Annotated in this window: 9 protein-coding genes and 2 riboswitches; of the genes, 6 read left to right on the top strand and 3 right to left on the bottom strand. The window is 62.6% G+C overall.

Features of this window, described 5'->3' with window-relative positions; genetic code table 11:
- Window positions 1–87 precede the first annotated feature (87 nt).
- The 4 genes from V4R08_RS12510 to V4R08_RS12495 are packed head-to-tail and all read left to right on the top strand — an operon-like array spanning window position 88 to window position 3,354.
- On the top strand, window positions 88–951 hold the full coding sequence (locus V4R08_RS12510) for a branched-chain amino acid ABC transporter permease (protein WP_335579647.1): 864 nt from the start codon (window positions 88–90) through the stop codon (window positions 949–951).
- A gap of 11 nt (window positions 952–962) precedes the next feature.
- The gene (locus V4R08_RS12505; protein ID WP_335580272.1) at window positions 963–1,895 is read left to right on the top strand and encodes a branched-chain amino acid ABC transporter permease; all 933 of its coding nucleotides are present in this window, start codon (window positions 963–965) and stop codon (window positions 1,893–1,895) included.
- A complete protein-coding gene (locus tag V4R08_RS12500; protein WP_335579646.1) occupies window positions 1,892–2,626 on the top strand; it encodes an ABC transporter ATP-binding protein in 735 nt (244 codons plus the stop codon). Before V4R08_RS12505 ends, V4R08_RS12500 begins: the two co-directional genes overlap by 4 nt.
- Window positions 2,623–3,354: an ABC transporter ATP-binding protein gene (locus tag V4R08_RS12495; RefSeq protein WP_335579645.1), complete on the top strand. Its 732-nt coding sequence runs from the start codon at window positions 2,623–2,625 to the stop codon at window positions 3,352–3,354. The genes V4R08_RS12500 and V4R08_RS12495 overlap by 4 nt, the downstream gene beginning before the upstream one ends.
- 103 nt (window positions 3,355–3,457) lie before the next feature.
- Here V4R08_RS12495 and dusA read toward each other — a convergent pair whose 3' ends face one another.
- The 3 genes from dusA to V4R08_RS12480 form a co-directional block, all read right to left on the bottom strand.
- Window positions 3,458–4,456 carry a tRNA dihydrouridine(20/20a) synthase DusA gene (dusA, locus tag V4R08_RS12490; protein ID WP_335579644.1) on the bottom strand — a complete coding sequence of 333 codons (999 nt, stop codon included), beginning with the start codon at window positions 4,454–4,456 and terminating at the stop codon, window positions 3,458–3,460.
- Between the two features lie 49 nt (window positions 4,457–4,505).
- Window positions 4,506–6,842: a 5-methyltetrahydropteroyltriglutamate--homocysteine S-methyltransferase gene (gene metE, locus V4R08_RS12485; protein ID WP_335579643.1), complete on the bottom strand. Its 2,337-nt coding sequence runs from the start codon at window positions 6,840–6,842 to the stop codon at window positions 4,506–4,508.
- A 108-nt stretch (window positions 6,843–6,950) separates the two neighbouring features.
- Window positions 6,951–7,154: riboswitch (cobalamin riboswitch) on the bottom strand.
- A gap of 40 nt (window positions 7,155–7,194) precedes the next feature.
- Window positions 7,195–7,863 (bottom strand): epoxyqueuosine reductase QueH, encoded by a 669-nt coding sequence (locus V4R08_RS12480; protein ID WP_335579642.1) that lies wholly within the window; start codon window positions 7,861–7,863, stop codon window positions 7,195–7,197.
- A 188-nt stretch (window positions 7,864–8,051) separates the two neighbouring features.
- A riboswitch (cobalamin riboswitch) is annotated at window positions 8,052–8,273 on the top strand.
- A 114-nt stretch (window positions 8,274–8,387) separates the two neighbouring features.
- Here V4R08_RS12480 and V4R08_RS12475 point away from each other — a divergent pair.
- Window positions 8,388–11,279 carry a ribonucleoside-diphosphate reductase subunit alpha gene (locus V4R08_RS12475; protein WP_335579641.1) on the top strand — a complete coding sequence of 964 codons (2,892 nt, stop codon included), beginning with the start codon at window positions 8,388–8,390 and terminating at the stop codon, window positions 11,277–11,279.
- Between the two features lie 63 nt (window positions 11,280–11,342).
- The gene (locus tag V4R08_RS12470) at window positions 11,343–12,521 is read left to right on the top strand and encodes a ribonucleotide-diphosphate reductase subunit beta (protein WP_335579640.1); all 1,179 of its coding nucleotides are present in this window, start codon (window positions 11,343–11,345) and stop codon (window positions 12,519–12,521) included.
- Window positions 12,522–12,617: the final 96 nt, after the last annotated feature.

Genomic DNA, 12,617 nt, shown 5'->3' with positions numbered 1-12,617 from the left:
TAAGGTTAGAGTCAGATTCAACGTCGTTGGATCTGACTCTAGCGCGAATCGCGAACGATCCTCTGGCTGAAAAGGGGCGGGACGACGTTGGATCTGCTGGGACAAGTCCTTATCAACGGCACCCTTCTGGGCGGGCTGTATGCCATGATGGCGCTCGGCCTCGCGCTGGTCTGGGGCGTGCTGAATATCGTCAACCTGGCGCACGGCGCATTCATCATGCTCGGCGCCTATGTATCCTTGTATCTCTTCACATACCTGCATATCGACCCGTTTCTGGGCCTGCCGATCACTGCGGCGGTGATGTTTGCGGTCGGCTACTGCGTCCAGCGCGGCCTTTTGAATTTGATCGTGCGCGCGCCGATGTTCAACACGTTGCTGATAACGTTCGGGCTGGAGGTTGTGCTGACCTATCTTGCGCAACTCGCATTCTCGGCCGACTTTCGCACCATCAATCCCACCTATGCGGGCGACAGCATCGTGCTGGGGCCGGTCGTCTTGCCGCTGGCGCGGCTGCTGGCCTTCGGCGTGGCCATCGCGCTGACAGTCGGGATGTGGCTGTTCCTGCTGCACACAAAGCTCGGACGCGCCATCCGCGCCACCGCGCAGAATCTGGTGGCGGCCCGCCTCTACGGCGTTGAACCTCGGCATCTCTACGCCGTGACGTTCGGCATCGGAATCGCGCTGGCCGGCGCAGCCGGAGGCCTTTATGGAACTGTGTCGCAGATCAATCCGTATATCGGCGCGGCGTTGACCGCGAAGTCGTTCGCCATTTCGATCATCGGAGGATTGGACAATCCGCTCGGCGTGATCGTCGGAGGCCTGTTTCTGGGAATCCTCGAATCGCTGACCGCACTTTATATAGGGCCGACCTACGCCGACGTGGCGAGCTTCGGCGTGCTGGTGCTGGTCCTGATCGTGCGGCCGACCGGCCTGCTGGGGAAAGCGGCGTGAAGACGCTCCGCATCGCGCTCATCCTGGCGGCGCTCGCCGTTCTCGCGGCGGTGCCGTGGTTCGGATCGGACGTCCTGATCCAGTTCGGAATCAATGCCCTGCTGCTCGCCGTTCTGGCGCAGGGCTGGAATATCATTGGCGGCTACACCGGCTATGCGTCGTTCGGCAATTCGGTGTTCTACGGGCTCGGCAGCTACGGTGTGGGCATCGCGATGGCGCAGTGGCACTTGCCGTTTCCCGTTGGCCTGGTGTTCGGCGTGGCACTTGCGGTCACTTTTGCCGTTCTCCTCGGGATTCCGGTCCTGCGGCTGAGGGGCCACTACTTCGCGATTGCGACGCTGGCGCTGGCTCAGGTCATGACCGCAATCGTCTCCAACGTGGGCCTGGCCGGCCAGAATATCGGGCTTGTCTTGCCGCCCCTCAACAACGATCCTCTGTTTTACGAGTTGTCGCTTGGGCTGCTGGTGCTGGCTACGCTGACGGTTTTCTGGTTGACGCGCAGCCGCTTCGGTTTTGGATTGATTGCTATCCGCGAAAACGAAGAGGGCGCGGAAGTGATGGGTGTCAATACGACGTTGTATAAGACAATGGCCTTCGCTCTTTCCGGCGTTTTCAGCGCGCTGGCCGGAGGCATTCATGCCTACTGGGTTACGTTCATCGATCCGGAAAGCGCGTTCGATATCAGCCTGAACGTCAAGATGATCATCATGGCGGTATTCGGCGGGCCCGGCACGATTCTGGGACCGGTTGTCGGAGCGCTTTCGCTGTCGGCGATCTCCGAATTTCTGTCGAGCGAGATCACCAGCCTTGCGAGCCTTTTCTTTGGCATCGTCGTCGTGGTCGCGGTTGTCCTCATGCCGCGCGGACTGGCGGACATGTTGCGGCGGTTCCGCAAGACGGGCTGGCGGTATTTCGCCGAAAACATCCGGACGCACCGGCTGTGACCCCGATACTCGAAATCAGACACGTGACCCGCCGCTTTGCCGGCCTGATCGCGGTCAACGATGTCAGCTTTCTGTTGCAGCCCCGGGAAATTCTCGGCGTGATCGGTCCGAACGGCGCCGGAAAAACCACGCTCATCAGCCTGATCAGTGGGACGCTCGCGCCCAGTTCGGGCGATATCTTTTTTGAAGGACAGTCTCTTGCCGGCATGGCCGCCTACCGTCGTGCCCGGCTGGGCATCGGGCGCACGTTCCAGATCATGCGGCCGTTTCCCGGTCTGTCGGTGTTGGACAACGTCGCCGTCGGCGCCCTCTTCGGTCACGGAGGAGGACATGCCAAGTTGGCTCAAGCCCGCGAGCAGGCGCGCGCTCAACTGGACTTTGTCGGGCTCGGCAAGTTCGTCGATCAACGCGCGGACGAGTTGGGCGGCCCTGGCCGCAAGCGGCTGGAACTGGCAAAGGCTTTGGCGATGCAGCCGAAGGTTTTGCTATGCGACGAGGTCATGGCCGGACTGAATCTGGTCGAGATCGAAGAGGTGATCGCGGTGATCCGCAAGGTTCGCGACACAGGGATCAGCGTTCTCGTGATCGAGCACGTCATCAAAGCCATCAAGAGTCTGTCGGACCGGCTGCTGGTATTGCACCATGGCGAAAAGATCGCAGACGGCGAACCCGCCAGCGTGCTCGCAAACCAGACCGTCATCGAGGCGTATCTCGGCAAGAGGCGGATATGAGCACAAAGCCAGCGGTCAAGGAGCCTCTGCTTGACGTCCGCTCGGTCAGCGCGGGCTATGGCGGGATGCCGGTCTTGCACGACGTCACCCTGACTGTCTATCCGGCCGAGATCGTGGCGCTGGTCGGCAGCAACGGCGCCGGCAAGACCACCTTGCTGCGCACGCTGTCGCGCGTGCTTTCCGCCACCGGCGGCATCGTCATGAACAGCCAAGATCTGATGCCGATGACGTCCGATCAGGTCTTTGCGGCCGGTCTGGTTCAGGTTCCGGAAGGCCGCCAGTTGTTCGACCGCATGAGCGTCCAGGACAACTTGCTGATGGGCGCCTTCAGGCGAACCGACAAAGCTGCCGTCGCACGCGACCTCGACAGGATGTATGCGCTGTTTCCGCGCATGGCGGAACGCCGCCGGCAGCTCGCCGGAAGCATGTCGGGCGGAGAGCAGCAAATGTGCGCGATGGCGCGAGGCCTGATGGCGGCGCCGATCGTGCTGATGATCGACGAGATGAGCCTGGGATTGGCACCCGTCATCGTCGAACAGTTGATGGATGTCCTGACCACGATCCGCGACGAAGGCGTAACGGTGCTGCTGGTCGAACAGGACGTCAATCTGGCGCTATCGACGGCCGACCGGGGTTACGTGATGGAAACCGGCAGCATCGTTCATAGCGGCCCCGCCAAACAGCTCATCGACGACCCGGAAGTACAGCGCGCCTATCTCGGACTTTGAGCAGCCATTTGGCGATGGAAGGACCGTCGTGCCTCAGCCGATTTCGGTCGGCTCTCGCAGATCGATGATACGTTGCGCCGGCCCGAGCTTGTTTGGCAGCGCGTCATGCCGCGATGGACGACACCGCAGGTTCATCCACCAGCGCCATCGCCTCCCGCAAGACATCGACGCCAGCATCGGCCTTCACGCCGTTCTCGGCGAGATAGCGCCGAAACGCCCGCGCCCCCGGCGCGCCATGAAACGCGCCGACAAGATGCCGGGTGATGGAATGCAATCGCACGCCGCTTGCAAGTTGATCCTCGATGTAAGGTATCATGGCCTCGAGCGCGCGCTTCATCGTGGCGTGCAGTGCCGCCTCGCCGAACAGTTCGGAATCGACCTTCAGCAACCGCCATGGATCCTGATAGGCGGCGCGGCCCAGCATGACGCCATCGCCATGCGCCAGATGTTGTTTCGCTTCTGAAATCCCGCCGATGCCGCCGTTGACGATCACGGGCAGATCGGGAAGCGACGCTTTCAACCGGTAAATCCTGTCATAGTCCAGCGGCGGAATATTCCGGTTCTCCTTCGGAGATAATCCCTGGAGCCACGCTTTTCGCGCATGGACGATCAGGGCATCGACGCCGGCCGCCGCCACCTTGCGCGCGAAGCCGTCGAGGCCGGTTTCGGAATCCTGATCGTCGATCCCGATCCGGCATTTCACGGTGACCGGAACGGACACCGCGCGTTTCATGGCGTGAACGGCCTCGGCAACGACATCCGGCTCGGCCATCAGGCAGGCGCCGAACCGGCCATCCTTCACCCGGTCGGACGGACAGCCGACGTTCAGATTGATTTCGTCGTAGCCGAAATCCTCACCGATGCGCGCGGCCGCCGTGAGATCGCCCGGATGCGATCCGCCGAGCTGGAGCGCGACCGGATGCTCGATATCACTGAACCCAAGCAAACGGTCGCGCGCGCCATGGATCACCGCGCCGGTCGTGAGCATCTCGGTGTAGAGCCGCGCACGACGCGTGAGCAGGCGATGGAACACCCGGCAATGCCGATCGGTCCAATCCATCATGGGCGCGACGGAAAATCTATGCGATTGATTCGGCAGCATTTTTCAGTACATTCAAATCGTCAGGTCTCGTCGAGTACACTCAACCTTTCTAACGCATCAGTCTCGCCGCCTCCACCATGTTGACGAGCGCCGGCCTGACCTCCTCCCACTTGCGGGTCTTCAGTCCGCAATCCGGATTGATCCAGAGCTGGCCGTCGGACAGGCGCTGGCGCGCAAGTTTGAGCAGGCCGGTCATCTCGTCGACCGCCGGCACGCGCGGAGAGTGGATGTCGTAGACGCCGGGACCGATCTCGTTGGGATATTTGTAATCCTTGAAGGCGTCGAGAAGCTCCATCCTGGAGCGCGACGTCTCGATCGAGATGACGTCGGCATCCATCGCCGCGATCGCATCGATGATGTCGTTGAACTCCGAATAGCACATGTGGGTGTGGATCTGGGTCGCGTCAGCGACGCCGCTCGCGCACAGACGGAAACACTCCACGGCCCAGTCGAGATACGTCTTCCATTCGGAACGGCGCAGCGGCAGCCCCTCGCGCAGCGCGGCCTCGTCGATCTGGATCATGGATGCGCTGGCCGTTTCCAGGTCAGCGACCTCGTCACGGATCGCGAGCGCGATCTGCCGGCAGGCAACGCTGCGCGGCACGTCATCGCGCACGAAGGACCAGTTGAGAATGGTGACGGGGCCGGTGAGCATCCCCTTCATCGGTTTCGCGGTCAGCGATTGCGCGTATTTCCACCAGCCGACGGTCATCGGCTCGGGCCTGGACACGTCGCCGAACAGGATCGGCGGGCGGACGCAGCGCGAGCCGTAGCTCTGAACCCAGCCGTGCTTGGTGAAGGCGAATCCGGAAAGCTGTTCGCCGAAATACTGAACCATGTCGTTGCGCTCGAACTCGCCATGCACGAGCACGTCGAGGCCGATGTCTTCCTGCCAGCGGATGGTTCGGGCCGTCTCGTCCTGCAGGAACTTCTCATAGTCGGCATCGCTCATCATGCCTTTGGCGTGCGCCGAACGCGCCTTGCGGACCTCGGCGGTCTGCGGGAACGAGCCGATCGTGGTCGTCGGGAACGACGGGAGGCCGAAGCGCTCGTGCTGCAACTTGGCGCGACCTGCGAAGACGCTCTTGCGCCTGGTCATGTCAGGCGTGATGGCTGCGATCCGTGCTGTAACTCTGGTGTCATGGACCTTCGGCGATGTCTTGCGCGCCGCCGCGGCGTTTGCGGAGGCTTCCAGCGCATCGCCGACCGAGTCGCGGCCTTTGGCGAGAGCTTCACCGAGCGTTGCCAGCTCGCTCATCTTCTGCACCGAAAACGCAAGCCAGCTCTTCAGCTCCGCATCGAGGTCGGTCTCCAGCGACACGTCGATCGGCACGTGCAGGAGCGAGCAGGACGGCGCGATCTGCACACGGTCGATGCCACGCCTGGCGACCACGGGTTCGAGCCGGTCAAGCAGCGCCGGCAGGTTGGCGCGCCAGATGTTGCGGCCATCGATGACGCCGAGCGACAGAACCAGATCTTGCGCCGCCTTTGCCGCGATGGGCTCAAGCTGCTCGGGAGCGCGAACAAGATCGAGGTGTAGGCCGGCGACCGACAGCGAGAGGGTGGTATCGAGATTGTCACCGATGCCGCCAAAATAAGTGGTCAGCATGATCTTCAGGTTAGGCAAAGCGCGCGCGACCTGCTCATAAGTCTTGCGCAGCGCATCGCGGGTCGCATCATCGAGATCGAGAACGAGACAGGGCTCGTCGAGCTGCACCCAGTCGGCTCCCTCTGCGGCAAGGCGCTTGAGCACGTCGATATAGACCGGTAGCAGATCGGGAAGTAGAGACAGGGAATCGAAATTCGCGTCCTTGCTCTTGCCGAATTTCAGATAGGTGACGGGGCCGAGCAGCACTGGCCGGGTCTGGTAGCCGAGCGCCTTGGCCTCGCGATATTCATCAATCGCCTTGAGCGAGGAGAGCGCAAAGCGCTGGCCCTTGCTGAATTCAGGAACCATGTAGTGGTAGTTGGTGTCGAACCACTTGGTCATCTCCTGCGCCGGCGCGCCATGAACGTCACCGTCGCCATGATGGCCATGCGCGCAGGATGGATCGTGATCTCCACCCTGGGCGCCGCGCGCCATCGCGAAATAGGTTGCGAGCGGCACCGGCCCGCTTTTCCATCCGTAGATCTCCGGTATCGCGCCGACCATGACGCTGGTGTCGAGCACATGGTCGTAGAGCGTGAAATCGTTCGACGGAATGACGGTGACGCCGAGCGACTTCTGGCGCGCCCAGTTCACGGCGCGCAATCCGGCCGCCGCTTCAAGCAGCGCGGTTTCGTTGGACTTGCCCGACCAGTAGCTTTCGAGCGCGGTTTTCAGTTCGCGGCGCGGACCGATGCGCGGCGTGCCGAGCGTAGCGACAGGAAGAGAGGAAACAGACACGGCTTAACCCCATATGTTGGAGGCTGGGCCTTAGCGACGCGGCATGGGAATCCTGGCGACGAGCCGCCATCGAGACCGCAACCGCACCACCGGGACACCCCGCCCGAGGACGACTATGTTGCCGGGGCAGGTCTCCTGGCTCGCGGGTCTCAGCTTTGGTCCAGCCTTCCCGGGACGACACCCAGTGGCATGATGGACCACGGCTCACCGCTTACAGTTGCGGGGGCAGCGCCGGTCTTGCTCAAGAGCGCACCGGCTTCCCTCTTAGCTCCAGGCACGAATACCCGGAGAACCTCGACGGCCCCACCTATGGGCCAGCGTCCACGGGTCGTCAACCGGCCATAGCGGAATCTTATTTCGAATCCGGATCGTCATCGCTCCCGTAGAATTGCGTGCCGATCACGATGGGCGGACGGCCCTGATACCTGCGGTGTTGATTGGTGTCGCGCAGCGAATAGACGCAGCCGCAATACTCCTGCTGATAGAATTCCTCGCGCTTGCTGATCTCGATCATCCGCTGCGACCCGCCGCCCTTGCGCCAGTTGAAATCCCAGTACGACAGGCCGTCATAGCGTCCGGCCGCGCGATGGCCGCAGTCATTGATCTGCGCCATGTTCTTCCACCGGGAGATGCCGAGCGACGATGTCATCACCGGAAAATCGTGCTCATGCGCATACAGCGCGGTGCGCTCGAATCGCATGTTGAAACACATCGTGCAGCGCGCGCCGCGTTCGGGTTCCCACTCCATCCCCTTGGCACGGGCGAACCAGTTGTCCTTGTCGTAATCGGCATCGACGAACGGCACGCCGTGCTTCTCCGCGAAGCGGACGTTCTCGTCCTTGCGCAGCAGGTATTCCTTCAGGGGGTGGATGTTGGGGTTGTAGAAGAAGATCGTGTAATCGACCCCCGAGGCCAGCATCGCTTCCATCACTTCGCCCGAGCAAGGCGCGCAACAGGAATGCAGAAGCACCTTTTTTTGCCCGTTCGGGGGCGTCAGATTCGGTCGGACGAATTGGTTCACGGCAGACTCGACGGTTGGGCCGCGAGAAAAACGCTGCGGCATATCTCTTGGAATAATGGGCTGTAGGATCGAAGCGTCAAGGGTCGGGCAGACCGATGATCCATAGAAGCGCTTCGACGGAACTGTGAATTACGAGAATTTAGCGACCGCGGTCGAAACGATCTATTGACACCAAGTTCGGTAGAACTACTAGATATGGTGGTCACGGTCTCTCGAGTCGCAAAATCGAGAGCTAAGAGGGAAGCCGGTGCGCCCGAGTCTTAATCGCGGGCAATGCCGGCGCTGCCCCCGCAACTGTAAGCGGTGAGCTGAAGTCCATTATTGTGTCACTGGGGCCGCACGGCCCTGGGAAGACCGGACCGACGCATGGACCCGCGAGCCAGTAGATCTGCCGCGACAACAGAAACGTCCCTGGGCGGGGTGTCCCGGTGGATCGCGTGGCGGGATCGCGGCGTCTGTCGCGGGATGTCCCTGCCCGCGTCTCCGCTCGGCCCCGGCTCACAACAAACTGGGGTCCTGAGCCGATGTCTCTCGCAACCGAAGCTACTGCGCGTGCCGTGCGTCCGTCCTTGCCTGCTGCGATCGCGATGCCGCCCAGCGAACCCGCGTATCAGGTCATTCGACGCAACGGGTCGGTATCGCCGTTCGATTCCTCGAAGATCGCCGTCGCGCTGACCAAGGCGTTTCTCGCGGTCGAGGGCAACAGCGCCGCCGCTTCGCGCCGGGTCCACGACATCGTCACTGAACTGACCGACCAGATCGTCGCCAGCCTGACGCGGCGCACTGATGCGGGCCGCACCTTCCACATCGAGGATATTCAGGATCAGGCCGAACTCGCGCTGATGCGGAGCGAACATCACAAGGTCGCGCGCGCCTATGTGCTCTATCGCGAGGAGCGGACACGCGAACGGGCTAAGGCGCAGGAGTCGAAGGCAGAGGGCGGTTCGGCAGTCGCAGCGCAGACGCTGCGGATGAAGTCGGCCGACGGATCGATGGCGCCGCTCGATACCAGGCGCCTCGCTGCCGTGGTGGAGGAATCTTGCGCCGGACTCGACGGCGTCTCGGCCGAGGCCATTCTGACCGAAACCCATCGCAACCTTTATGACAGCATCAGCGCGGATGAGTTGGCGTTGGCTCCGATCCTCGCAGCGCGCACGCTGGTCGAGACCGACCCGGACTACGCCAAGGCGAGCGCGCGGCTCCTGCTCGACAAGCTGCGCTGCGAGGCGTTGGGCCTCATTACCGGCCGGCCGGAGCAGGCGACCCAGACGGAGATGACGGAGCGCTACGCTGAGTATTTCCGTGCGTATGTACGAACCGGCATCGCGAATGAGCTGCTCGATCCCGAGATCGAGCGCTTCGACCTCGACCGGCTCGCGGCGGCGCTGAAGCCGGAGCGCGACCTGCAGTTCGACTATCTCGGATTGCAGACCCTCTACGACCGCTACTTCCTGCACGTCCGCGGCACGCGTTTCGAACTGCCGCAGGCATTCTTCATGCGCGTCGCCTGCGGCCTTGCACTGCGCGAGATCGACCGGGAGGAGAAGGCGATCGCGTTCTACGACCTGCTCTCGTCGTTCGACTTCATGGCCTCGACGCCGACACTGTTCAACGCCGGAACGCTGCGGCCGCAGCTCTCGTCGTGCTTCCTCACGACCGTCGCCGACGATCTTGACGGCATCTTCAAGGCGATCAAGGACAACGCGCTACTCTCCAAATACGCGGGAGGACTTGGCAACGACTGGTCGCGCGTGCGCGGGCTCGGCGCGCACATCAAGGGCACGAATGGCGAAAGCCAGGGCGTTGTGCCGTTCCTGAAAGTCGCGAACGACACGGCGATCGCCGTCAATCAGGGCGGCAAGCGCAAGGGCGCGGTGTGCGCGTATCTGGAGACGTGGCACATCGATATCGAGGAGTTCCTCGACCTGCGCAAGAACACCGGCGACGACCGCCGCCGCACCCATGACATGAATACGGCGAACTGGGTGCCGGACCTCTTCATGCAGCGGGTCGAGGAAGACGGCGTCTGGACGCTGTTCTCGCCGGACGAGACGCCGGACCTGCACGATCTCACCGGCAAGGCCTTCGCCGACCGCTACGCCCTCTATGAGAAGAAGGCCGCGCGCGGCGAAATGCGGGTGACCAAGCAGGTTCGCGCCGTCGAGTTGTGGCGGCGGATGCTGACCATGCTGTTCGAGACCGGGCATCCCTGGATCGCCTTCAAGGACCCGTGCAACCTGCGCTCGCCGCAGCAGCATTGCGGCGTCGTGCATTCCTCGAATCTCTGCACCGAGATCACGCTCAACACGTCAAATACCGAGGTCGCGGTCTGCAATCTCGGCTCGGTCAATCTCGTCAACCACTTGCACGACGGAAAGCTCGATCACGAGCACCTCGCGCACACCGTGAAGACCGCGATGCGGATGCTCGACAATGTGCTCGACGTGAACTTCTACACCATCCCGGAGGCGCGGACCTCGAACCTGCGGCACCGGCCGGTCGGACTCGGCATCATGGGCTTTCAGGATGCGCTCAACATCCTGCGGCTGCCCTATGCCTGCGATGAAGCCGTGTCCTTCGCGGACGTGAGCATGGAGGCGATCTCGTACTGGGCTATCTCGGGCTCGGTCGATCTTGCGGCCGAGCGCGGCCGCTATCCCTCGTATCGGGGATCGCTGTGGTCGAAGGGCATCCTGCCGCTCGACTCCCTCACGCTGGTCGATGACGCGCGCGGCGCGCCGGTCGACCTCGACCGTTCCAGCCGGCTCAACTGGGACGCGCTGCGCCAGCGCGTCATGACCGTCGGCATGCGCAATTCGAACTGCATGGCGATCGCGCCGACCGCGACGATCTCCAACATCTGCGGCGTCTCGCAGTCGATCGAGCCTGCCTATCAGAACCTCTACGTCAAATCCAACATGTCCGGCGACTTCACCGTGGTGAACGCCCATCTCGTGCGCGATCTCAAGGCGCGCGGGCTATGGGACGAGGTGATGATCTCGGACCTCAAATACTTCGACGGCGGCCTGGGCCGGATCGACCGGGTCCCCGACGATCTCAAGGCGCTCTATGCAACCGCCTTCGAGATCGACTCGGCCTGGCTGATCGACGCCGCGGCGCGCCGGCAGAAGTGGATCGACCAGGCGCAGTCGCTCAACCTCTACATCGCCGATCCGAGCGGCAAGAAGCTCGACGCGCTCTATCGCCATGCCTGGAAGCGCGGCCTCAAGACCACCTATTACCTGCGCTCGCGCTCGGCGACCCACGTCGAGAAATCCACGCTGAAAGGCACCGACGGCAAGCTCAACGCCGTCTCGGCGTCAGTGTCAGCAGCACCATTGAATGGTCACGCCGCCGAGAGCGAAGGCTGGAAAGCGTGCCGCATCGACGATCCGACCTGCGAAGCGTGTCAGTAAGCCTCACCGCCATGCCCGCGCTCGTCGCGGGCACGAAAGTAAAAGCAATTCAGGAACACCCTCATGCTCGATTGGTCCGACACCTCGCCTTCCGCACCGGCGCAACCCATTTCGCCGCAGACGCTTGCGCATGACAACATGGCGTCTCCTGATCCATCGCCTCGCGTGGCAATGACCGACACCCCCACCGACGCCACCGGCCTCGGCGACATCGATCGCGGCGCCGCGCGGGTGCGCGTCGACGACAAGCGGATGATCAACGCCCGCGCCGACGTGAACCAGATCCTGCCGCTCAAGTATCGCTGGGCCTGGGAGAAGTATCTCTCCGGCTGCAACAATCACTGGATGCCGACCGAGGTGTCGATGCAGGCCGACATCGCGCTGTGGAAGTCGAAGGACGGCTTGACCGACGACGAGCGGCGCATGGTCAAACGCAACCTCGGCTTCTTCGCGGCCTCCGAATCGCTCGTCGCCAACAACATCGTTCTGGCGATCTACCGCCACCTCACCAACCCGGAGTGCCGGCAATATCTCTTGCGCCAGGCTTTTGAGGAAGCCGTCCACACCCACACCTTTCAGTACATCGTCGAAAGCCTCGGTCTCGACGAGGGCGAGCTGTTCAACATGTATCGCGAGGTGTCCTCCATCACCGACAAGGCGGCCTGGGCGCTCCAGCACACCCGGCATCTCGACGACCCCGGCTTCAAGACCGGCACACCGGAAGCCGATCAGGCGTTCCTGCGCGACCTCGTCGCGTTCTACGTCGTGTTCGAAGGGATGTGGTTCTATACGGGCTTTGTGCAGATCCTCTCGCTCGGCCGGCGCAACAAGATGGTCGGCATCGCCGAGCAGTACCAGTACATCCTGCGCGACGAGTCGATCCATCTGAACTTCGGCATCGACGTCATCAACCAGATCAGACACGAGAACCCGCATCTCTGGACCACGCCATTCCAGGAAGAGGTGCGGGCCATGCTGAAGAATGCCGCCGAGCTCGAAGCCGCGTATGGGCGGGACACCATGCCGCGCGGATTCCTCGGCCTCAATGCGGCGCTGTGCGAGACCTACATGCACGTCATCGCCAACCGCCGCTGCGCCCAGCTCGGGCTCGCGCCGGTGTTCGCGGAAGCCGACAATCCGTTCCCCTGGATGAGCGAGGCGATGGATCTGAAGAAGGAGAAGAACTTCTTCGAAACCCGTGTCATCGAATACCAGAACGGCGGTGCGCTTGCGTGGGATTGACGGCGATCGCAGAGCACCGACAGAAAGCTCTACGCTACAGCTATCTGCCGATGTCTCAACGACACATCAGCACCGTCGGTGCCGACATCCGATTCC

It is taken from the genome of Nitrobacter sp. NHB1 (assembly GCF_036964665.1).
GTDB lineage: Bacteria > Pseudomonadota > Alphaproteobacteria > Rhizobiales > Xanthobacteraceae > Nitrobacter.
This window is presented reverse-complemented; position numbering and strand designations above follow the sequence as displayed.